Origin of the sequence: Anaerorudis cellulosivorans (assembly GCF_025943985.1) — a bacterium.
Lineage (GTDB): Bacteria > Bacteroidota > Bacteroidia > Bacteroidales > Dysgonomonadaceae > Anaerorudis > Anaerorudis cellulosivorans.
Genome location: NZ_JAPCWE010000008.1, coordinates 75,572 through 98,815, shown reverse-complemented (window position 1 = coordinate 98,815; position 23,244 = coordinate 75,572). Strand labels below are relative to the sequence as shown.

The following is a 23,244-nucleotide window of genomic DNA, read 5'->3' as shown; positions in this document are numbered from 1 at the left end:
ATGAGGAAAACAGGAAAGGCAAAAAAAGAAATTCCAACATTTGCTTTTGTTGTGGATGGTGAAACCGAGATTTGGTATCTTCAAATGTTTAAGAAAAACGAGCAAAAAGATAGAAATATACGGATTAATATTCAACCCGAAATTCCACAAAAGAAAACACTGAAGGATCAGTTTGATCTCGTTTGTAAACAGGCAAAGAGTGAGTATGATAGAGTTTTTTGGATAGTTGACCTGGATGTGATATTAAAAGAGACAAGAGAAGCTAAATCAACAGATACAGCTCTAAAGAGCTTCATCGCATTGATAAGAGACCTGGATTTTAAGAAGAAAAAGGATGAAGATTTTATGAATGTGAACGTTATAGTCAATAATCCATGTTTGGAGTACTGGTTTTTGTTGCATTTTGATGCTTCAGGGAAAACATACAGAAATTGTGATGAGGTTACAGTAAAATTGAAGCGATATCTGCAAGACTATGAAAAATCGGAACGTTATTTTAAAAAAAAAGACAATGATATTTATATCCGCCTCAAACCTTATTTAAACAATGCTATCAATAACGCGAAAGCGTTAGGTGGTTTTGATAAAGAAAATCCTGAAAAAGGAATGTGTGAGATGGATGCATTGTTCCTTTGCGATGAATTAAAGCAATATTTCCAGGAGTAAACAAAAGTAAGTTCAGGATAACCATATAAGCAAATTAGTTGGATTTCTTTTTGCTAAACCGCTATGGGGTACAAAAAAATCCAAATAAAATACGTAAAGCAGCTTTAAAAACAACGACAAAACAATAAAATAGTGAAGAAACTGAAAGTATTGACGGTAGTCGGTACACGTCCGGAAATCATTCGTCTTTCGCGCGTCATGGCCAAGCTGGACGAATCGGAAGCCATTGAGCACGTGACGGTGCATACGGGGCAAAACTACGATTACGAACTCAACGAAATATTTTACAACGATTTGGAGATTCGCAAGCCGGACTACTTCTTGAATGCAGCCGGAAAGAATGCGACCGAAACGGCAGGGCAAATTCTTATCAACATCGATCCGGTACTGGGAAAAGAGCAGCCGGATGCTTTTCTGGTACTGGGTGACACCAACTCCTGCCTTTGCGCTATTGCAGCCAAGAAGCGTCACATTCCCATCTTCCACATGGAAGCGGGCAATCGCTGCTTCGACCAGCGCGTTCCCGAAGAAAGCAACCGCAAAATCGTGGATCATATTGCGGATATCAATCTTACTTACAGCTCCATTGCACGGGAATACCTGCTACGGGAAGGGTTGCCGGCCGACCGGATCATCAAAACGGGTAGTCCGATGTATGAGGTGCTGATGCAATATCTGCCGAAAATTCAACAATCCCCGGTTTTGGAGCAATTGGGGCTTGAAGAGGAAAAATATTTTGTGGTTTCGGCACACCGGGAAGAAAACATCAATTCGGAAAAGAATTTCTTTCATCTGGTGGAAATTCTCAATTTGATTGCGGAACACTATGGTTTTCCCGTGATTGTTTCTACTCATCCGCGAACGCGAAAAATGATTGAAGAAAAGCAGGTGCGTTTTCATCCGTTGGTACAGCTGATGAAACCGATGGGGTTTAGTGATTACAATTGGTTGCAGATAAATGCGTATGCCGTGTTGTCCGATAGCGGAACCATATCGGAGGAATCGTCCATTTTGAATTTCCGGGCACTGAATATCCGAGAAGCACATGAACGTCCAGAAGCGATGGAAGAGGCATCGGTGATGATGGTGGGGCTGAATCCCGAACGGGTGATGCAGGGATTGGTACAGTTGCAGTTCCAGGAGATTGGTTCGGATCGCAATTTCCGTCCGGTAGCCGATTACAGCATGCCAAACGTGAGCGATAAGGTAGTTCGCATTATCATCTCTTATACGGATTACATTAAACGGGTTGTGTGGGGTGAGTAAGTATGAGTAGAGTTGTAATTATTTCTGCTGTATTCCCTCCTGAACCATTGGTTACTGCGATGTTATCCAGAGATATTGCCGAAAGATTGTCGGTTACTCATCAGGTAACCGTACTTTGTCCGGAACCGACACGACCGCAAGGATATCATTTCTCTAAAAAGAAGGATAAACTACCGTATGAGGTAGTACATTTACCCTCATTTACATCACCTGAATCAAAGATTATTGGCCGTTTGAGAGAGAGTATAAGTTTTGGGAAGTATTGTGCGAAATATATTCTGGAACATAAAAGTGATATAGATGTTATTTATGTAAACACATGGCCGCTATTTGCCCAGAAAGAGGCGGTGAAAGCAGCAAAAAAATATCACATTCCTTCCGTCTTACATGTGCAAGACATCTATCCAGAATCAATTGCTAAAAAATTACCCATTGTCTTAAATAAAACGATAACTAAGATTTTTCTACCGATGGATCAGTCGATTTTGTTGAAAGCTACTCTGATATTGGGAATATCCAATTCTATGATTGATTATTTGTCTTCAACACGACGAGTGCATAGATCGAAATTTGAACTGATCAGGAATTGGCAAGATGACGATGCTTTTGTGAACTATATTCCTAAAGAAAAAGAGTCTGAAGATTTTATTTTCATGTATGTGGGCTCAATTGCACCGAGTGCAGGTGTCGAAAATGTGATAAAAGCGTATAATAAGTTACTGCAAAGAAAAACCAAATTGATTATTGCAGGTAACGGACCAGATAAAGCAAAATGTGTACAACTGGCAAATGATTTAAATAATGAATCCATCGAATTTTTGGAAGTATCACCCGATGAGGTGCCTGAATTGCAATCGAAAGCTGATGTGCTAATTCTACCCTTAAAGAAAGGGATTGCCCAAACAGCAACGCCATCTAAACTTACAGCTTACTTACTCTCGGCCAAACCTGTGATAGCCTGTGTCGAAGATAACACAGATGTGGCTGAGATCATAAAAGAAGGTGAATGCGGCATCATTGTGCCCCCTGAAGAAATAGAACTACTTACAGACGCTATGCATAATGCATGCAATTTGTCGAAAGAAAAATTGAACCAAATGGGACAAAATAGCAGAGATTATGCATTGAAGGAGCTTTCGAAAGAGGCAAATTTGACGAAACTTACGGGTTTGATTGAAAAGCTAATTCCCAAATAATATGGATAACAGAATACCTGACAGGGAGGAAATATTGACACTTACAGATATTCATTTAGAAGCCTTTAAGGGATTCTTTCTTTCCGGATTAGGAAAAAACTTTCTTTTTACTTACTATAATGCTATAAGGGAAAACGATCGGGGTATTTTACTCGGTTGTTTTGAGGATGGAATTTTATTGGGCTTCTGTGCAGCTACAACTTTCTCAGCTGGGTTCAATACATATCTGGTAAAAAAGAATTTTTACCAATTTGCAAAAATCGGGTTATCGATCATTTTTAGAAATCCCAAAGCTTTGTTACGTTTGCTGAAAAATTTCTCCAAATCAAATCCGTCTGTGCCTGACGAAGGGAACTATGCTGAATTGTTATCCATTGGTGTATCTCCCGCAGCACAAGGAAAAGGTGTTGGTAAACTTCTCCTTTCTGATTTGGAAAAGATATTGCGTGAAAAAGGAATAAAACAATTGTCGCTTACAACAGACTTTTACGACAATGATAAGACGCTGAAGTTTTATCAGGCAATGAACTATGAAATAATGTATGACTTTATTGCATATCCTAATAGGAAAATGTATCGATTGATTAAAAACTTATGAATATGAAAATTCCATTTTCTCCTCCATATATTGATCAAGATGTAGTAAACGAAGTAGTAGATGCGTTGCAATCGGGCTGGATAACAACCGGTCCGAAAGTGAAAGCATTGGAAAACGAAATCAAACGGTTTACCGGGACAAAAGAAGTATTATGCGTCAATTCGTGGACTTCGGGAGCCATCATGATGCTCAAATGGTGGGGCGTCAAAGAAGGCGACGAAGTAATTGTTCCGGCATATACGTATTGTGCAACGGCATTGGCTGTGATGCATGCGGGTGCCAAACCGGTGATGGTAGATTCGGGAGACGATTTTAATATTTCTGTTGAAGCCATATGGAAAGCTATCACTTCAAAAACAAAAGCAATTATTCCTGTGGATATTGCCGGTTTCCCTTGTGATTACAATGCTATCATGAAATTGGTCAACGAACCTGAAATAAAAGCTTTGTTTTTGCCTGAAACTGAAAACCAACGAAAATTGGGACGAATTTTGGTGCTGAATGATGCAGCTCATTCACTGGGGGCTTGGTACGAAAAAGAAATACGTACCGGAAGCGAAACCGATATTGCCATATTCTCATTACATGCCGTCAAAAACGTAACAACAGCCGAAGGCGGGGCCATATGTTTGAATCTTCCTGCTCCATTTGATAATGAGGAATTGTATAAAGAGTTACGTCAGATGAGTTTGAATTGCCAGACAAAAGATGCTTTTTCTAAAAGCAAAGCCGGGGGCTGGCGTTATGATATTGTAGGGTTTGGAATGAAAATCAATATGGCAGATGTAAATGCGGCCATCGGACTGGCACAAATACGGAAATACGATGAACTTCTAAAAGAACGAAAAAGGGTATTCCAAATGTATGATGATGCTTTTAGTAAATGCGACTGGGCTATCCTTCCTCCAGCAAAAAAAGAGGGACGAGAAACTTCATACCATATTTATGCCCTGCGGATACAAGATATTACAGAGGAAAAACGGGATGCGATGATCGATGAGATTGCCAGAAAAGGAGTGGCTGTGAATGTGCATTTTATACCGATGCCTATGTTGTCGTTTTTTAACCAACAGGGCTACGACATAGCCGATTATCCGGTAGCATACAATAATTATAAAAGGGAAATTTCTTTACCCATTTACCCTCAACTTACTGATGAGCAAGTTCGGTGTGTGATTGATGCAGTAATTACTGCTTATGATAAAGTAAAATAAGAATGATTCGTTTTTTTGATATTCTTTTTTCTTCTCTTGGTGTGGTTGTTCTTTCCCCTTTATTTCTTGTATTAGCCGTATGGATTAAAGTCGATTCAAAAGGGCCCGTATTTTATAAGCAATTACGTGTAGGAAAGAATGATGAAGATTTTCGGTTGTATAAATTCAGAACAATGGTTGTGAATGCCGATAAAAAAGGATTGATTACTGTCGGGGAATGCGACCCAAGAGTTACCCGTGCAGGGTGTTTTCTTAGAAAATACAAACTGGATGAGTTGCCTCAGCTGGTGAATGTACTGCGTGGGAACATGAGTTTGGTGGGACCTCGCCCCGAGGTTCGTAAATATGTGGAAATGTACACACCGGAACAACGAAAAGTGTTGTCTGTAAAACCGGGACTCACAGATTATGCATCGATTCATTATATTGATGAAAATGAAGTGTTGGCTAAATCTGACGATCCCGAAAAGACGTACGTAGAGGTCATCATACCCGAAAAAATCAGGTACAACATGAAATATATCGAAAATCGCTCAGTAAAGGAATATTTCAAAATCATTTTTATGACTTTGGGAAAGATTGTAAAATAATATTGATTTAGTTCTACAATGGTAATACCTTATGGATGGTTTAAAATATTATTTAAAAAATAGGAGTAAATTATTTTTTTTGCAATATTCATGATTAAATCGCGAGAAAACAAATATATTTGCGTTTTATGGCAGAATATAATGATAACATATTAGAATTGAATTTCAGTGGTAATGGTATTAACCCATACACTGTGAAGCCATCAGAGATAGCAACCCAGGTTGTTAACTTTGAGGAGATTTTATTGAATGTTATTAAAGAAAATAATCCGGAAATAGACACAGATCAGATACTTTTTTCCTTCATTAATATCGGGGATAAAAGCCTGGATATTTTTTTCAAACCATTGTTATCCATTCCATTAATACTCGCAAGTTACCAGCTAATCTCAGACGGTATAAACAGTAACGATTATTCTAATTTACCTGCAAAGTCTGTGGAATCATTAAATAAAATTGCAAAATTCGCAAGAAAATATAATTGTATAGCAACTTTTAAATTGGATGATCGAAGTCTGGCTTCAATTACCAAAGAGACAATAATAAATAAAATTGATTATGGTGTGTTTGAAGGTGAAACAATTTTATATGGAAAGTTAACCGATATTGGAGGTGAGAAACCAAATCTACACTTAAAAATAAATGAAGAGAATAAGATAATAATTGATATTTCTGAGGAAGATGCTCAAAAACTGGCAGTTAATCTGTATCAATATATAGGATTAAAAGGATCTGCTATGTGGGACGCTAAAACATATCAAGTAATAAAATTTAAATTTAATAGTGTTGTTCCGTATAACGGGTGTAATACTTTTAATGCAATAAACGAAATAAAAAATAATATTACCAGTGGCATTTGGGATAACTATAATTCCGAAAATGAAATAAACGAAGCACTTTTTAGAAAATAATTATGTAATGATTTATTGTATAGATTCTCAGATATTTATCTGGGGTATTAAAAAACAATGTACGGACGGCCAAGAAAACATGATTGAAAGGGCTCTGCATTTTTTTAAAAAGGCAGATGAGGATGGGCATCATATTCTGATACCTACAGTTGTTATTGCTGAAATACTTGCCCCTGAACCAAATGAAACGTACCCTGTATATATGAAGGTTATCTCAGAGAATTTTATGATTGGTGAATTTAATACCTTATGTGCAGTAATATATGCCAATTTATTACATGATAAATTCAATAATCTGAAGCAGTTTGCACATGATAATGGGATTAGGAGAGAAAAAATGAAGGCTGACTTTATGGTTGTAGCAACTGCACTTGCATATAATGCAAACGTGATTTATAGTAATGATAAAGAAGTAATTAGTTATTCGAAAGGATTAATTCCTGCAAACAATTTACCTAAACTCCCAGAGCAACAATTGGATTTGTTTCCAGAAAAATAATTGTCTTCATTTTAAAAACTAAAGAATCTGATTATAAAGGTTATTTTTATTATTGAGATGACAATGTCCATAAGTTGGAGTTTTAACATTTTCTTCATTGATAACAATGATTTTAATTAAAAACTTCACAGCTATGATTACAAAATTCATTAAAGTAGTATTGCAAGTAGCCCTAATGGGGAGAATTGTTCAAGCTTTATGCTACACTAATGACAATTGCTAATGAAAGCAGACGAAATTCTTCGCCACGCAGGCACGAGACAACGCGCCGCATTATCAGCATTCGCACATCGGGTATAATTACCACATGAGCAACATTTGCGCGGGCATCGGACGCGTTGCCAGCGTCATTAAAGAGATGTACTAATTACCATTCGCCAACCTCCATTCATCATTCAACAATCACCTGCTAATCGTAATCTTTGTCCGGTAATTTAACCATGTTTGAAATAAATGTAAACGATTTTATTGAAAATCTACGAAATGGGAAACTATGGATTGCATACCTCCTATTATTTGTTCCAATAATTTATTCTTACATTAAAAAAGATTACAACAAGAATCCACGACAGAAGTCTTTACCTTTTTGGTATGCAGGTATTATACTTATCATTTTGATATTTAATAGCATAAAACTATTTTCCATAAAATATACCTGGTTGTCGATTTCTGCTTCAACTCTTGTTTTTGCTTACATTTATCTGGTTAATTCTACCTTGAAGGTTTCTTACGAATATTATTTAATAAAGTCACTGGAAAAGAAATTGCTAACTCAGGATATAGATGATTATACCGACTTTTATGTTAATAATAGAAAGTTATTTATTTCTCAATTAGGCAAATACAGATATGGATTGATGTGCCTTCATTTTATGCATAATCAGGGTATCTATCCCCTATGTTTCGATATAATGGATGATATTCAGAAGTTGCAACTTACCGATGAAGAAAAACGCGTCTTTCTGATTCAGCAGTTTAATATCTATTGCGACACGCAAGCCATTAGATCTTGGGAAAATAAATATGATTCCATTAAACATTTACTGAAAGAGGAGGATAAACTTTATGTTGAATCGATAGTGGCATACCAAAAACTGAATTTAGATTTATCGGAAGAGTTGAATCAAAAACTACTTGCAACCACCTCGAATGCATTGTATAAACAGATAGCGGAAAATAATCTGGCAGTAATTGCAGAAAACAGATCTGAAAATATTGATTGGTCCGATTATTCCCAAAAATCTTTCGCTACAAGTCAACAAATTAAATCTAATATAGATACGGCATCGATTAATTTGATATTTAATTTTTTGCATTCGGGCAACACTGAAAAAGCGGAAGAATTGTACCAAAATTATGTTAAATCGTTGCCGACATTTACAACAGATCAACGTATTCACATAGCAAATGTTCAGCTAATATATTATAGGCAAAAAGGCGATACCGAGAGTCTGGAAAAAGTGATTGGAACACTTTTTGATGAATACCATAGGGCTTCAAAGTCAAAAAGATATCCCTTTTTGATCAGCTTATTACGTATTTGCTTCAATCATGATATTTTATTTGAAGAGGTTTTATCGGAAGTTGAAAGGAAATTGGATGACATATTGGAAACCGATTTTTCTCTGATACAGTGGGTCACGAATGAAATTTTGGGAATTGCAAGTTCGCGTTACGGATCTCAGGATGAGAAAAGAATTATTGCCTTGATGGATAAATGCATCAAAAAACTTGATACTGTAGATATTGATCATGAGATAGCAAAATTGCGAAATGAAAATGTGGTTAAGAAAAGATCGTACATTAAGTTTAAAGCCAAGATAGCAACGTTAAACCTGACTATACCGAGTTTTGAACAATACATAAAACAGCTATCTGAAAAACTCAAGATACTTGATCAACTGATCCTTTTTGATGAAAAGCATTCCCTTGCAATGAATTTATTGGATTCATTGTTTTTAAAATTGGATGAGGTCACATGTGCTATGGATGTTATTATTAATACATATAGGATCGATACACAGTCGGAAAGCTTCATCCGGCTTTACGAAGAAGGGTATCGTTTGATTGCAAAAATTCTACCTATCATGAATAAAGCTGAAAATGCACTTATGATTGCTGAGTATCATTTGCGTTTGGCTCACTATTACTGTTGCCTGAGCAACAGTCAAGAAGGTTATAAACATTTTCTGAAATTCAAAGAAAGGGGGATCAATCTTTTGAATTTTGCCGACTGGCTCCAGGAATGGTATGACAGACTGGAGCGTTATTTCTCGAATGAGTCATTATCTAACCACTAAATTCATCCTGCGTTTAGTGTACAATATTAATTTTTGTTTTATATTTGTAAAAAAATTAGAGAAGCACAAATGAGAAAGTTAATTGAAGAGTACCTGTCGAACAGGGTATTGTCGCGTTTTTCGATACTGATTCTCGACGTAGTCATGATTGTTTTCTCGTGCCTGCTGACGTATTTTTTGCGTTACGGCTTCGACGGATTCAGTACGAACATGCGCATGGAGGGGTTTTGGATTACCCTGATGCTGGTGGTATTCAACGTGATCTTCTTTATGGTATTTCGCACCTTCAGCGGAATTTTGCGTTTCTCGGCTTTTACCGATTTGCTGAAGATCGTTTATTCGCTTACGTTGGGTTACGGTCTGTCGTATATTCTGCTGAAAACGTTCTCGTTTCGTCATCCTTCATACGGCATTTCGGAAATGCTGTTTTTCTCTACTTATGTACTCAACATGATGTTGATGGTGTTTTCGCGGATTTGTATCAAGGAGTTTTACGAATACGTGACACATCAGTCTAAAGCATTACACAATGTGTTTGTTTACGGCACGAAAGAGGGGGGTATAAGCATCGCGCGCTCACTGAACGGCAATCCCGAATTTAATTACCGCGTTGCGGGGTTTATCTCTGACGAAGTGCCGATGATAGGGAAAACGCTGATGGGGGTGAATGTGTATGCCAACGACGAAAGGCTGTTTGACGTGATGGAGAAAAAGGGGGTGGATATGGTGATAGTGTCACCTCAAAAGATTGAGGGGGTGATGAACACACCGCTGCTCGACCGGTTTTTCGAAAGGAACATTGCGTTGCTGACCACGCCGCCGCTGAGCGATTTGACGGGGGGACTGACGAGGAAGTCGCAGTTGCGGGAGATCGAGATTGAAGATTTGCTGCCGCGCAAACCGATACAGATAAACATGCAGCACATTGCTTCGCACATTGAGGGGAAGCGGGTGATGGTGACGGGTGCGGCGGGTTCCATCGGCAGTGAGATTGTGCGACAGGTGGCGGCTTTTAATCCGTACACGATTGTCTTGGTGGATCAGGCGGAGACGCCGTTGAACAATATGCGGCTGGAGATGAAGGAGAAATGGTGTGAGGTGGATACGCAGATTTTTGTGGCGGATGTGGCGAACGGTTCGCGAATGAAACGGATTTTTGAGGAGACACGCCCGCAGTATATTTTTCATGCGGCGGCTTACAAGCATGTGCCGATGATGGAGGAGAACGTGTCGGAATCGATTCAGACGAACGTGCTGGGGACGAAGATCGTGGCCGACCTGGCTGTGGAATATGGTGTGGAAAAGTTTGTGATGATTTCGACGGACAAGGCGGTGAACCCGTCGAACGTGATGGGGTGTTCGAAGCGGATTTGCGAGATTTATATTCAGTCGCTGGCCAAGTACCTGCAGCGGCAGGGAGGACACTCGGTGCAATTCATTACCACGCGCTTCGGCAATGTGCTGGGGTCGAACGGTTCGGTGATTCCGCTGTTTAAAGAGCAAATACGCAACGGGGGACCGGTGACGGTGACACATCCGGAAATCATCCGATATTTCATGACGATTTCCGAGGCGTGCCAGCTGGTGCTGGAAGCGGGCTCGATGGGCAAAGGCGGCGAGATTTACGTGTTTGACATGGGAAAGCCGGTAAAATTGTGGATCTGGCCAAGAAGATGATCGGGCTTTCGGGGCGCAAGGAGGTACAAATACGGTTCACGGGGCTGCGGCCGGGCGAGAAGCTGTATGAGGAGTTGCTGAACATAGAGGAGTATACCAAGCCGACGCACCACGAGAAAATTATGATTGCCGAGGTGCGGGAGTACGAATATGAAGTGGCGAAAAGGGAGATTGAGGAGCTGATCCAACTGTCGTATGAATATGACGACATGAAGACGGTACGCAAGATGAAGGAGATTGTTCCGGAGTTTCACAGCCTGAACTCGCCTTACGCTTCGCTTGACGACGTGCCTTTTGCCGCTACCGCTGACGCAGCGGCTACTCATCCCTCAAACGCTTCCCCGAAAACAACTCGGGGAGATGCCGCAACATACGTTATACCTGTTGCCGGTACCAACGAAGCTGCACACGACGCAACTCACTCCTAAAACCCTTAAATCTCCACCCCAACCATCCTCACTCTGCCAACCCTTAAATCTTCCCCAACCATCGTCACTCCGCCAATCCCTAATCTACCCAACCATTCCCCACTCCACCAATCCTTAAATCTCATCTCGATCTAAACCCGGCCTTCCCTTCCACCCCGGATACTCCGGTGATTTCCACTCTGCCAATCCTTAAATCTCACCTCAACCTAACCCCAACCCCAACCTTCCCAACTACCAACGAGTAGCACTTAAATCTTCCCCAACCACTTACATCCAAGCGGCATATCATTCCCCCTCATCTTCATTCGGAAGTTGCAACTTATCAATGAAAAAGACGCCGAAAAATAAACATTTCTGTTTATATTTCATATCTTTGGCCAAAGAAAGTGCGACAAGAAGTCGATTAAATAACTGTTCAGCGAGCGTGACTAAACCTATTATTGAATTTTATTCTACTATTGCTCGCCATGGCAGAGCTCAAGCAAGCTTGGCTCTGCCCATTTGGCTTGACGCAATAGTTCCGTTAATAGTAGCCTAAAGGAACATGCGACAGGAGTAATCCGGTGGTGTGAAGCTTTCTTGACAAAGTCCCTGTGGATAACAGAAGAGCGAACCGTGAGGGGATACAACTACTGCCAACATCAGGCGGTTAAGGGGCAAGGCTCTGCGGTATGAACAACATATGTGAATCACTGGGTGGGCATCATCGGAATATCAAGATTAGCGAGTTAAATATTCTGAATATTTCATATGATTCGAATATTTCGTTTATATTTACAGTTCCAACATTAAAAACTACAGTTATGGAAATGACAAATGATATAAAAAAGCCTAATAAACATGAGCGAAAATTAGCACTGGAGTCTTACACTTCTCTCATTTCCTCGATTGAGCAGTTAAAATCGGATCAGGCGGAAATTGAAATTGAAGAAACCGGAGAGAGAATTATTCTTCCTGTAAAAGCATTGAATTTATTAGGTGAAATACTAAAGGCAATGAGTCAGGGTAAGCCTATTTCGATAGTACCTCTTGCAACAGAAGTGACAACGCAAAAAGCTTCGGAAATTTTGGGATGTTCAAGACCCTATCTCGTGAAATTATTGGAGGAGGGAAAAATTGAATATACAAAAGTAGGAAAACATCGTCGTATTAAATATGAGGATTTGATTGACTACAAAAAGAAAATGAAAGAGGAACAAAAGAAACGGCTCATTGAAATGATGCATGCAGATGAAGATTTAGGGCTTTATGATTCATAGTGTTCGATTTACGGCAGTCCTAGATACCAATGTGATTTATCCGGTAATTATCAGAGATCTTCTTCTCTGGTTTGCCTACTATGATTTGTATACACCAAAATGGAGTCATCATATTTTTGATGAATGGAAGGATGTGATGCATAGAAAAGGTGTTTTGCCGGATGAATCAGAAAAACGTACACTTAACCTGAACAATGCCTTTCCCGATGCTTTGGTGACACATTACGAAACTCTTATTGAGCATCTTGAATTGCCGGATGAAAAAGATAGGCATGTATTGGCCCCAGCCATTAAAACGAATGCACATGTAATTGTTTCGAACAATATAAAGGATTTCCCGGAAGATGTTCTGGATAAATATGGGCTGAAAATTAAAACACCGGATGATTTCCTGACGGATATCATTGACTTGAACACTGAAATTGCGATTGAGGCTTTCAAAGAGATGGTTCTTAACAAAAAAAATCCTGAATTAGATGAATACGAAGTTTTGAAGTGTTTAAGAAGAAATGGACTGAAAGATACTGCCGACTACCTGCATGCCCTTCTTTAATTCAACCTTGCCGAATAATTGATATTTTCGCTGTTATCCCAACAGTTGCCTTTCCCGCTCATACTTTGCTTTACCCTATAGTAGTGCAACAAATTAACCTGTTCTCAGCTGAAATCAGCCATGACCATAACGGCATACAGCTATTCGAACAAGCGCTGTTTGGACTTGCAAACTTATTTGAGACAAAAAGTTAAGCGACATTTTTAATTGATTGTTTTAAAAAAGAATTGGGAAAAAAGGCCATTCAAAACGCCTTTCCAAATCGATATCCTAAATGAAGGCATTGCTCTATGAAAGAAAAAATGAATAAAAACAACATTGAGGCGTTAATCGATTATAGGTATCAACGTTCGGACGAAGCTATTCAAGAAGCAGAGAAGAAAATGAAAGCGGAACATAAATAAAATAGCTGTTATCAACAAAATATTATTTCTTGAAAAAATTCTTTTGAAGCCAATATTTATACATCGGATCTAAAAACGATAATTCTTCACCCGTATCATCAAGTATTTCATTTTCAATCAATCCGCGTTTAATTCGGACAACATTGGCCGAAGTGCCTAATTGATATTTTTCGAGTGTGTCTTTCGCCGTCAATTGTTTTTCTCCCGATAAAACAGCTTTGAGTAAATTAATCTGAAAAGAAGAGAGTTTCTCCGTGCTGTTGGCAAACAGAAGGCTGAGTTGATTGACAATATCTTCATGCGCCGATAATACGATATCTTGATTGCATTCGTCATTTGTTCTAAACCATGCTTGCTGAGCCAATTGCTGCACATAATAGGGATGATTGTCGGCAAGCCGGGCAATTAATCGGGCATCGTCCGGCAAAAGCGTTTTGCCTGTATCTTGGAATCGCCTGCAAAGAAAAACGATCCATTCACTTTCGGGAATTTTATCGAGCAGCATCAAATCGCCGAACTTGTAAAACGGCTTTGAAGGATCGCTAAAAATATCCCGCAAGATGTGGCGTTTGCTGCCATAAAGACAGTAAGCCACTTGCTGATGATTCTGCCAGTGCGAACGCAACTTTTGCTGAAAAGCATCGGAATTGCCGAATTGCATGATGTTTTGAAATTCGTCGATGCAAATCACGAGTTGCAAATCTTTTTTTCGGGCAATGTTTTCGGCCAAGTCGAGAATATCGTCCGGCTGTTTTTCCAATTCCTTCCAACTGATGCCGAAGGAAAGATCGGTTGCTTGTCGGGTGAAAAGGTAACTGTCGGTATAAAGCGTGAAAGAAATAGTTTGGCGTTTGCCGCAAAGTCTTCCCAACCGTTGGAAGTGGCCTTCAAAATGCGGTTACTGAGAGCCGGATAAAATTCTTTGAAGTCTTTCCCCACCGGCGAGGTGAGATGAGTATGGTATTGACTAAGCCGTCGAAATTGTCGATGAGCCTTTTCAGCTCTGCCTGTCGATCGGTGAAATCTTCGTTGGCAGCAATTCTGCCATAAGTAAAGGGAACTTTTTCCATATTTTTTTTGTAAAAGTATATACTTTTTCCGTAAGTTACAAATTTGTAAGTTACGGAAATGTAAGATGGATTCTCAATGTGCTAATGTGAATAATGTGCCAAGGAGTATACCAAACCTACGCACCACGAGAAAATTATGATTGCCGAGGTGCGGGAGTACGAATATGAAGTGCGGCTACTCATCCCTCAAACGCTTCCCCGAAAACAACTCGGGGAGATGCCGCAACATACGTTACACCTGTTGCCGGTACCAACGAAGCTGCACACGACGCAACCCCCTCCTAAAACCCTTAAATCTCAACCCTCTCCCATCTCATTTCATCCTAATCTTCCCCAAACTCCTACATCCAAGCGGCAAATCATTATCCCTCATCTTCATTCAGAAGTTGCAACTTATCAATGAAAAAGACGCCGAAAAATAAACATTTCTGTTTATATTTCATATCTTTGTCTAAAAAGTGAAAATATGAATAATCGCATTGAACTCATAAAAAAGAGATTCGCTGTTATCGATGACGAATAAAAATTTTCCTACAACGAAGCGGTATGCGTTTAAACGAATTTGAAATAGATACCATAAATAAATTGGCGAAGAAACATTTCGGGGACGAAACCTCCGTTTACCTGTTTGGTTCGAGAACCGACGACAGGAAAAAAGGCGGGGATATTGACCTGTTTATATGCAACGAAAACGAGGAGGTATTGACTCTTGAGGCAAAAGTGTGGTTTCTGGCGGAACTCAAAGCTGAAATAGGCGACCGGAAAATCGATGTTGTCTTTGACAATGCCAATACGAGACAAAAAGAAAGCTTTTACCGTTCGATCATTCACGACCGGGTTAAATTGTAATCAACCAGGTTACTCATGAGTATCCTTTTGTTACCGATGAAATAATTGAGGGGCTGAACTTGTTGGGCCAACATCAACAATTGATGTTGGATATACCGGAGCAGGTGAAAGATTTCGTCAAAAACCGGTTTGAACTTCCGGAATAAACGTTGTTCATAGAGAAAAATTTTAAATATTTACCGAAAGTCCGGATTTTCCCGTACCTTTGAGAAAAATTTAAAATAAAATGAAGAAATATCTGGAAGATTTTCATCGAATGAAATTGTTTCGTCTGAAAGATGTTGTCCAAATTGTCGGTAACGAAAAATCGGCAAAAGACTTGCTGCAAAACTATAAGAAACAACAATTGATCTGCCGCGTTCGCCGCGATTTGTATACAATTACCGATTTGGCAACGAAACAAGCCATAGCAACAAAATTCGAAATTGGTAGCAATATTACACCCTCGGCCTACATATCGTATCATTCAGCACTGGAATATCATGGATTGGCTCACCAGCAATTTTATGTCCTTTACATTTCTTCTGCACAAAAATTTACTCCATTCGATTTCGAAGGTATTCAGTATTTTTATTGCAAATCAATAAGCGAAAAAGGGGTTTATACGCCGCCAATGGATTCGCTGGTGCGTGTAACCGATGAAGAGCGGACTGTGATCGATTGCATTGACCGCATCGATCGTGCCGGTGGATTGGAAGAGTTGCTGCATGCAATAGCTGCCATGACTTATTTAAACGAAAACAAATTGCAGACTTACCTTGAAATATACGACAAACAATTTCTCTATCAGAAGACGGGGTTTTTGCTTTCTTATTTTCAAAAGGAATTAAAATTGAGCGACAAATTCTTAAAGGCTTGCCGAAAAAAGATCGGAAAAAGTACGCGTTATCTGCTCGATGAACCAGCGGCCACTTCGGTCTATCACTCGCAATGGAAGCTATTTGCTCCTGAAAATATTCTCTCTTATCTGGAACAAGGTCAAAATGAAATTGCATAGGTACAGCAAACAAGATTTGGAAAAATTAGCTTTGGAGACGAATTTCATTCGGGATAATCTGGAAAAAGCATTTCGACTGTGCAATATTTTGGCGAAAACCCTTTGCTATCGAAATCTCTTGCCTTGAAAGGAGGTACAGCTATTAATCTGACAGTTTTTGACCTGCCTCGATTGTCTGTTGATATTGACTGGGATTTTGCTATCCCCTGCAATAAAAAAGAAATGCTAGACATGCGTAGTGAAATCAATCGAGAAATTATAAACTTTATGACTTCACAAAAATATGCATTAAACCGGGGGACAAAAAATCCCCATTCTTTGGATTCGTGGGTATTTTACTATCAAAATGTTGTCAACAATAAGGATAATATCAAAATTGAAATTAATTATTCATTGCGAAATCACGTTTTCCCTTTAATGGAAGGTACTACCTCTGTGAATTTTTTACCACAGGTTCAAGTTCAGATTCTTTCACCTATGGAACTTTTCGGAAGTAAAATAAAAGCTTTAATTGAACGATGTGCTGCTCGAGATTTGTATGACGTGCACAACATGCTCACAAAAAAGATTTTTGAAGACGACGAACTTGATTTGCTGCGTAAAACGATTTTGTTTTATTTAGCAGTGGGCAGTTCAAAACAATTGACCGAAAATTTTTCGTTCGAAAATATACAAAAACTAAAATTCTCCCAAATTCGTTCTTCGCTTATGCCCGTTTTAAGGAAAAGCGAACGCTTTGATTTTGAGAAAGCAAAAGAAGAAATTATAAACTTTCTTCAAGAGTTGTTGATTCTTACAAGTAAAGAAAAAGTATTTATAATGGAATTCAACAAAGGTAATTATCGTCCTGACTTGTTATTCGATGATCCTCTCATTATAAAAAGGATAAAGCATCATCCGATGGCGTTGTGGAAAACAAGAAAAAATGAATTTTGAATGATTCTGTTTTAATTTTGATAAGGTATTCGATTTCAAAGCAAAACCACCTGAGAGGATGATTTAACCAACGTTTTTCTTTCGTCAATTAAAAAAAATATTAATATGATATCAAGCGAATTCATTATATTAAAATTAAAATCGTTTATAACCGAATTTCCCGGAACTCGTGTTCGTTATGAACATGACGAAAAATCGAATACGCACTTTATCGAAGTTGTCCCTAACGAAGTCTATCATTTCGACAATAAGTACATTCAATGGGAAAGTAAGTTTTTTGACGAGTTCACTGAACAATTTCCTTCGGAAATCATCTGTTTTATATCGGATGATGCATTAGTTGGCATCGATAAAGTCGATTACCCACTACTAACTACCAGCTATCATTCTCATTCAGAAGTTGCAACTTATCAATGAAAAAGACGCCGAAAAATAAACATTTCTGCTTATATTTCATATCTTTGCACAAAGAGTGAAAAATATGAATAATCGCATTGAACTCATAAAAAAGAGATTCGCTGTTATCAATGACGAATAAAAATTTTCCTACAACGAAGCGGTATGCGTTTAAACGAATTTGAAAGAGATACCATAAATAAATTGGCGAAGAAACATTTCGGGGACGAAGCCTCCGTTTACCTGTTTGGTTCGAGAACCGACGACAGGAAAAAAGGCGGGGATATTGACCTGTTTATATGCAACGAAAACGAGGAGGTATTGACTCTTGAGGCAAAAGTATGGTTTCTGGCGGAACTCAAAGCTGAAATAGGCGACCGGAAAATCGATGTTGTCTTTGACAATGCCAATACGAGACAAAAAGAAAGCTTTTACCGTTCGATCATTCGCGACCGGGTTAAATTGTAATCAACCATTCTACCAATATATATGCAAAATCAATCGGAAAAAAGGAATAAACTGACAGAGGCCGTTCAGCTTTGTGCCGTTCATAGCGAGCGCATGCGTTTTGCCTGGGAGAAAGTGAAAAACCATTTTCCCTTGGATAAAGAAAAATATAAGCAGTTGAAACCTGAAGAATTGAGTTTCATGGATCAGTTGATTTTTCGTTTTTCGAAACTTCAGGATAGTATGGGTGGAAAATTATTCCCTGCAATTCTTGAGAATCTGGGAGAGGATATCAGGGAATTACCTTTTATTGACCGACTGGCAAAACTCGAAAAGTTGAATGTCATTCGAAGTACCGATGAATGGATGGCGCTCCGCGAAACGAGAAACATTGTTACTCATGAGTATCCTATTGTTACCGATGAAATAATTGAGGGGCTGAACTTGTTGGGCCAACATCAACAATTGATGTTGGATATACTGGAGCAGGTGAAAGATTTCGTCAAAAACCGGTTCGAACTTCCGGAATAAAAGCCATACACCATGTCAGACAGAAGCGAAATATTGAAACGAATAAAAGAAACATTGCAGCGGGTTGCTCCTGAAGCACAAAGTATTGTTTACGGGAGCCAGGCCCGAGGTGATTTCCAACCGGATAGTGATATTGACTTACTGATCATTATAGATAAAGAGCGGTTGTCGGTAAAAGAAGAACAGCAAATCACCATGCCACTTTATGAGATAGAAATAGAAACAGGTGTCTCCATCAGTCCGATGATTGTTTTAAAAAAGAATTGGGAAAAAAGGCCATTCAAAACGCCTTTCCAAATCGATATCCTAAATGAAGGCATTGCTCTATGAAAGAAAAAATGAATAAAAACAACATTGAGGCGTTAATCGATTATAGGTATCAACGATCGGACGAAGCTATTCAAGAAGCAGAGTTGCTATATCAGGAAGATTTTTACAATGCCGCCGTAAATAGGCTATATTATGCATGCTATTATGCTATCTCGGCACTCTTTCTTAAAGATGGTATTCAAGCGCATACTCATAGTGGCATGAAAACCATGTTCGGCATGCATTACGTTAAAACAAAAAAGATTCCTCTTAACCAAGCAGCAACTTATTATACTCTTTTTGAAAAAAGGCATAGCAGCGATTACGATGACTTTATTTATTTCGATCATGAAATAACGCAAGAACTAATCGCATTAACAAAAGAATTTACTTCAGCGATTAAAGAATTGGTTTTATAGATTTTACAACTCTCTTTATTTCTGCATTGAAATAGATACCATAAATAAATTGGCGAAGAAACATTTCGGGAACAAACCTCCGTTTACCTGTTTGGTTCGAGAACCATTGTAATCAACCAGGTTACTCATGAGTATCCTATTGTTACCGATGAAATAATTGAGGGGCTGAACTTGTTGGGCCAACATCAACATTCGTCTGAAATATCTCAATTTTTCGCATTTTTGAAAAATGGGGTTATCAGAGGAGACTCAATCAACGAATAAACAAAGCAACAATAAAAAAATCAACTTTATGGTTATAACCCGAAAAATAATAAATAAATGATGTATATTTGTGGTTGTAACCATAAACTCATTGTAATATAAAAGCTTTATTTATGCCGATCTCCGAACGGCCGAAAACCTGTATAATTATATTGCTTCCAAGTTAGCAGTCTCTAATGAAAAAAATTATCTGCTACTGGATGAAATTCAGGAAGTGAAAGATTGGGAAAGAAGAACCCAATAAAAATAAAGAGGCATTTGTCCGTTATTTGCGTTTAGGCGGTTTTCCTCGAACTCAAAAGGAGGAATTATGCGGTCTATACGGGCAGGTCCAATTCGCGGGAAATCGATTTTATTGCTGAGAAACAGGGAAAAAAACTATATGTGCAAGTAGCCTATAAATTGGAAAGCCGGGAAACCGTTGACCGGGAATTTTCCCCATTACTGGATATAAAGGATCAATATCCCAAGTATGTAGTTACGATGGACGATTTTTGGAAAGAAAATGTAGGAGGCGTTCAACATGTCCACATTTCAGATTTTTTGTTAATGGAATTTTAATATTGACGAATAACAAGTAACAAGTAACGAGTGATGCGTTACCCATCAGGAGCAGTAGTGACAGTGGAAGAATTTAAAGGTAATTAAAGATGCCGGTACACTCCATCGCGATACTTCCACGTGGACTTGTTTTTTATTTTCATGCGCTTGGAAATACCTCAATTTTCATGTACTTTTGCCTAAAGAGTGAAAAATATGAATAATCGCATTGAACTCATAAAAGGTATTCATCCCGGAAAACTTATCGAAAGAGACTTAAAGAAAAAGGGAATAACGCAGCGGACATTGTCAAAGAATACGGGCATTAAGTATGAAACCATAAACGCAATTGTCGCCGGAAAACGCAATTTGACCATTGACCAGGCAATGAAAATTGAAAGTTTCATGGGTTATGACGAAGGCTTTCTTTCGCTGCTCCAAACTTACTACGATATAAAACAATACAAGAATAAAAAGTTTTCGAGTTTAAACTCCCAAAAACCTCCCCGCATCCGCAGAATAGTTTTTTGGGATACGGATGTTGATAAAATCGATTGGGAAAGAAATAAAACGGCTGTTGTCAACAGGGTGTTGGAGAGAGGGAATAAAGAAGAAATCGACGAAATCATGCGATATTATCAACTAACGGAAAGCGATTTAAGAAAGTTTAAACCAAGATTCCTTCGACCAACCGATCTAACAAAAAAAGAGGAATGAAGAATAAAAATTTTCCTACATTGTATTATGAAACGGTTACACCTTTATTGAAAAAAATTCTTCACGATATAATGGAGAATCCAATTTTCGATCCTTTTTATTTGGTTGGGGGGACATCGCTAAGTTTACGCTTAGGGCATAGAAAATCAGTTGATATCGATTTATTCACTAATGCTCCCTACCGGAGTTTGGATTTTAAAAATTTCGAAAAATATTTCTATGATGAATACGACTATTATGACTGCTTAGATAAAACTGAACTGATCGGTTTTGGACGGTCATATTATGTAGGGGATTCGGAAGAAGACAGCGTAAAAGTAGATTTGTTTTATCACGATGAGATAATTGACCCCTGCGATGTAATAGACGGTATTCGCTTGGCAAGTCTTCCCGATATAATTTCCATGAAAGTAGATGTTGTTTCACATGGTGGACGCAAAAAAGATTTCTGGGATTTACATGAACTCTTAGACAAGTATTCTTTATCTGAAATGCTTGAATTTCATAAACAAAGACACGAATATACACATGATCGGGACCAAATTCTTGCTTCATTCAAAAATTTCGCTTTTGCCGATGAAGATATGGATCCGATTTGCTTAAAAGGCAAAATATGGGAATTGATCAAATTGGATTTTGATGAGTTGGTGGAAAAGCTGCAATAATTCGAATCATTCAAAAAATGTAAAAAATAAGATTAATAATCTGTCAACTTTTTAGTACGTCACACTTATTCCTGAAAATACAACTTGGTGTGAACTAGAGTGGAATAAATTTACAATCAGAAAAATGGGTTTATACGCCGCCAATGGATTCGCTGGTGCGTGTAACCGATGAAGAGCGGACTGTGAAGGAATTAAAATTGAGCGACAAATTCTTAAAGGCTTGCCAAAAAAGATCGGAAAAAGTACGCGTTATCTGCTCAATGAACCAGCGGCCACTTCGGTCTATCACTCGCAATGGAAGCTATTTGCTCCTGAAAATATTCTCTCTTATCCGGAACAAGGTCAAAATGAAATTGCATAGGTACAGCTGATATTGACCGGGATTTTGCTATCCCCTGCAATAAAAAAGAATCAATTAAAAATGTCGCTTAACTTTTTGTCTCAAATAAGTTTGCAAGTCCAGAGAAATTATAAACTTTATGGTTATAACCCGAAAAATAATAAATAAATGATGTATATTTGTGGTTGTAACCATAAACTCATTGTAATAGGATAGAAAGAGATTTTTACATCACACAATTGGAAAATTTTATAGACAAGCCGTTTGTAAAAATCATCACAGGTATTCGACGAAGCGGCTGGAGTTAGGGCAAGAGTTAGGGGCAAGAGCAGAAAGAAAAAACGATGTTTACTTTCATATTAACTCACCTTCAAAAAGAATCTCTTTCTCGCAGTGAACCGGTAAAGGCGTTGGGGTTAAAAAGGGCATCCGGTCATTTAAACCGAATAATTGCAAAATTGCAGGCGCATCGGTTAATTTAATTTACAATCCTTAATAAGCCAAATCATCCTCGCCAGAAATTCAGGATAACGGAGCGTGGAATTGTTTTTGCAGAAAAGGTAATTAAAGATGAAAGATATTGCAATACCGACAAAGTCTATTGATCATTTTGCGAAAACGGGATCATATTTTTCAATATGTCACCACAAAGATAAGGAACCGAGAAAATGTCGGAAGAAACCGTTCGGTGAGGAGGTTTCTCAATCAGGCTTTACTGCCTGTAAATTTCTTTGGGTATCAAAGGGCCGTCCTGTTTGCAATACGTTGAAAATGATCACGAGTATTTTGCGGGTTATGGCCGGTGTAGTCTTTAAGTTCAACTTAGAAGGTTACTCATGAGTATCCTTAATAAAAGCCATAGACCATGTCAGACAGAAGCGAAATATTGAAACGAATAAAAGAAACATTGCAGCGGGTTGCTCCTGAAGCACAAAGTATTGTTTACGGGAGCCAGGCCCGAGGTGATTTCCGACCGGATAGTGATATTGACTTACTGATCATTATAGATAAAGAGCGGTTGTCGGTAAAAGAAGAACAGCAAATCACCATGCCACTTTATGAGATAGAAATAGAAACAGGTGTCCCCATCAGTCCGATGATTGTTTTAAAAAAGAATTGGGAAAAAAGGCCATTCAAAACGCCTTTCCAAATCGATATCCTAAATGAAGGCATTGCTCTATGAAGAAAAAATGAATTTTGAAT

General features: G+C 38.5%; 26 protein-coding genes and 1 pseudogene. 25 read left to right on the top strand and 2 right to left on the bottom strand.

Annotation, left to right across the window (positions count from 1 at the left end; translation table 11 throughout):
- From OLM34_RS06240 to OLM34_RS06185, 12 genes and pseudogenes are all read left to right on the top strand, one after another.
- Positions 1–666 (top strand): RloB family protein, encoded by a 666-nt coding sequence (locus OLM34_RS06240; RefSeq protein ID WP_264405971.1) that lies wholly within the window; start codon positions 1–3, stop codon positions 664–666.
- 132 nt (positions 667–798) lie between these two features.
- On the top strand, positions 799–1,932 hold the full coding sequence (gene wecB / locus OLM34_RS06235) for a non-hydrolyzing UDP-N-acetylglucosamine 2-epimerase (protein ID WP_264405969.1): 1,134 nt from the start codon (positions 799–801) through the stop codon (positions 1,930–1,932).
- 2 nt (positions 1,933–1,934) lie between these two features.
- Complete coding sequence (locus OLM34_RS06230) at positions 1,935–3,128, top strand: glycosyltransferase family 4 protein (RefSeq protein ID WP_264405967.1); 1,194 nt, start codon at positions 1,935–1,937, stop codon at positions 3,126–3,128.
- A gap of 1 nt (position 3,129) precedes the next feature.
- Positions 3,130–3,726 carry a GNAT family N-acetyltransferase gene (locus tag OLM34_RS06225; RefSeq protein ID WP_264405966.1) on the top strand — a complete coding sequence of 199 codons (597 nt, stop codon included), beginning with the start codon at positions 3,130–3,132 and terminating at the stop codon, positions 3,724–3,726.
- Positions 3,727–3,728: 2 nt separating this feature from the next.
- The gene (locus tag OLM34_RS06220) at positions 3,729–4,940 is read left to right on the top strand and encodes a DegT/DnrJ/EryC1/StrS family aminotransferase (protein ID WP_264405965.1); all 1,212 of its coding nucleotides are present in this window, start codon (positions 3,729–3,731) and stop codon (positions 4,938–4,940) included.
- Positions 4,941–4,942: 2 nt separating this feature from the next.
- Entirely contained in the window at positions 4,943–5,530 is a 588-nt protein-coding gene (locus OLM34_RS06215; protein WP_264405963.1) for a sugar transferase, read from the top strand.
- A gap of 128 nt (positions 5,531–5,658) precedes the next feature.
- On the top strand, positions 5,659–6,441 hold the full coding sequence (locus tag OLM34_RS06210) for a hypothetical protein (RefSeq protein ID WP_264405961.1): 783 nt from the start codon (positions 5,659–5,661) through the stop codon (positions 6,439–6,441).
- Positions 6,442–6,520: 79 nt separating this feature from the next.
- Positions 6,521–6,940, top strand: coding sequence for a hypothetical protein (locus OLM34_RS06205; protein ID WP_264405960.1), 420 nt, complete (start codon positions 6,521–6,523; stop codon positions 6,938–6,940).
- A gap of 440 nt (positions 6,941–7,380) precedes the next feature.
- Complete coding sequence (locus OLM34_RS06200; protein WP_264405958.1) at positions 7,381–9,240, top strand: hypothetical protein; 1,860 nt, start codon at positions 7,381–7,383, stop codon at positions 9,238–9,240.
- A gap of 69 nt (positions 9,241–9,309) precedes the next feature.
- Positions 9,310–11,201, top strand: a pseudogene (locus tag OLM34_RS06195) (polysaccharide biosynthesis protein); the annotation flags it as partial.
- 947 nt (positions 11,202–12,148) lie between these two features.
- Positions 12,149–12,604, top strand: coding sequence for an excisionase family DNA-binding protein (locus tag OLM34_RS06190; RefSeq protein ID WP_264405956.1), 456 nt, complete (start codon positions 12,149–12,151; stop codon positions 12,602–12,604).
- Positions 12,594–13,157, top strand: a complete 564-nt coding sequence (locus OLM34_RS06185) for a PIN domain-containing protein (protein WP_264405954.1) — start codon at positions 12,594–12,596, stop codon at positions 13,155–13,157. The genes OLM34_RS06190 and OLM34_RS06185 overlap by 11 nt, the downstream gene beginning before the upstream one ends.
- A gap of 426 nt (positions 13,158–13,583) precedes the next feature.
- On the opposite strand, the gene OLM34_RS06180 is transcribed toward OLM34_RS06185, so the two are convergent.
- Together OLM34_RS06180 and OLM34_RS06175 are read right to left on the bottom strand one after the other, a co-directional pair.
- Positions 13,584–14,432 (bottom strand): AAA family ATPase, encoded by an 849-nt coding sequence (locus OLM34_RS06180; RefSeq protein ID WP_264405952.1) that lies wholly within the window; start codon positions 14,430–14,432, stop codon positions 13,584–13,586.
- A 16-nt stretch (positions 14,433–14,448) separates the two neighbouring features.
- Entirely contained in the window at positions 14,449–14,631 is a 183-nt protein-coding gene (locus OLM34_RS06175) for a hypothetical protein (RefSeq protein ID WP_264405951.1), read from the bottom strand.
- 136 nt (positions 14,632–14,767) lie between these two features.
- On the opposite strand from OLM34_RS06175, the gene OLM34_RS06170 reads away from it, so the two are divergent.
- The 13 genes from OLM34_RS06170 to OLM34_RS06110 all read left to right on the top strand — a co-directional run bounded on the left by OLM34_RS06170 (position 14,768) and on the right by OLM34_RS06110 (position 23,224).
- The gene (locus tag OLM34_RS06170; RefSeq protein ID WP_264405949.1) at positions 14,768–15,034 is read left to right on the top strand and encodes a hypothetical protein; all 267 of its coding nucleotides are present in this window, start codon (positions 14,768–14,770) and stop codon (positions 15,032–15,034) included.
- Between the two features lie 143 nt (positions 15,035–15,177).
- The gene (locus tag OLM34_RS06165) at positions 15,178–15,480 is read left to right on the top strand and encodes a nucleotidyltransferase domain-containing protein (RefSeq protein WP_264405948.1); all 303 of its coding nucleotides are present in this window, start codon (positions 15,178–15,180) and stop codon (positions 15,478–15,480) included.
- A 226-nt stretch (positions 15,481–15,706) separates the two neighbouring features.
- Entirely contained in the window at positions 15,707–16,477 is a 771-nt protein-coding gene (locus OLM34_RS06160; RefSeq protein WP_264405946.1) for a type IV toxin-antitoxin system AbiEi family antitoxin domain-containing protein, read from the top strand.
- A 78-nt stretch (positions 16,478–16,555) separates the two neighbouring features.
- The gene (locus tag OLM34_RS06155; RefSeq protein WP_264405945.1) at positions 16,556–17,413 is read left to right on the top strand and encodes a nucleotidyl transferase AbiEii/AbiGii toxin family protein; all 858 of its coding nucleotides are present in this window, start codon (positions 16,556–16,558) and stop codon (positions 17,411–17,413) included.
- A 105-nt stretch (positions 17,414–17,518) separates the two neighbouring features.
- A complete protein-coding gene (locus tag OLM34_RS06150; RefSeq protein ID WP_264405943.1) occupies positions 17,519–17,830 on the top strand; it encodes a hypothetical protein in 312 nt (103 codons plus the stop codon).
- 144 nt (positions 17,831–17,974) lie between these two features.
- Positions 17,975–18,277, top strand: coding sequence for a nucleotidyltransferase domain-containing protein (locus tag OLM34_RS06145; protein ID WP_264405942.1), 303 nt, complete (start codon positions 17,975–17,977; stop codon positions 18,275–18,277).
- A gap of 21 nt (positions 18,278–18,298) precedes the next feature.
- Positions 18,299–18,787 (top strand): hypothetical protein, encoded by a 489-nt coding sequence (locus OLM34_RS06140; protein ID WP_264405941.1) that lies wholly within the window; start codon positions 18,299–18,301, stop codon positions 18,785–18,787.
- Between the two features lie 12 nt (positions 18,788–18,799).
- A complete protein-coding gene (locus OLM34_RS06135; protein WP_264405940.1) occupies positions 18,800–19,117 on the top strand; it encodes a nucleotidyltransferase domain-containing protein in 318 nt (105 codons plus the stop codon).
- Positions 19,118–19,125: 8 nt separating this feature from the next.
- Positions 19,126–19,515: a HEPN domain-containing protein gene (locus OLM34_RS06130; protein WP_264405938.1), complete on the top strand. Its 390-nt coding sequence runs from the start codon at positions 19,126–19,128 to the stop codon at positions 19,513–19,515.
- A gap of 648 nt (positions 19,516–20,163) precedes the next feature.
- A complete protein-coding gene (locus OLM34_RS06125; protein ID WP_264405937.1) occupies positions 20,164–20,340 on the top strand; it encodes a hypothetical protein in 177 nt (58 codons plus the stop codon).
- A gap of 195 nt (positions 20,341–20,535) precedes the next feature.
- Positions 20,536–21,036, top strand: a complete 501-nt coding sequence (locus OLM34_RS06120) for a HigA family addiction module antitoxin (RefSeq protein WP_264405935.1) — start codon at positions 20,536–20,538, stop codon at positions 21,034–21,036.
- Positions 21,033–21,701: a nucleotidyl transferase AbiEii/AbiGii toxin family protein gene (locus tag OLM34_RS06115; RefSeq protein ID WP_264405933.1), complete on the top strand. Its 669-nt coding sequence runs from the start codon at positions 21,033–21,035 to the stop codon at positions 21,699–21,701. The genes OLM34_RS06120 and OLM34_RS06115 overlap by 4 nt, the downstream gene beginning before the upstream one ends.
- Before the next feature lie 1,205 nt (positions 21,702–22,906).
- On the top strand, positions 22,907–23,224 hold the full coding sequence (locus OLM34_RS06110) for a nucleotidyltransferase domain-containing protein (RefSeq protein ID WP_264405931.1): 318 nt from the start codon (positions 22,907–22,909) through the stop codon (positions 23,222–23,224).
- Positions 23,225–23,244: the final 20 nt, after the last annotated feature.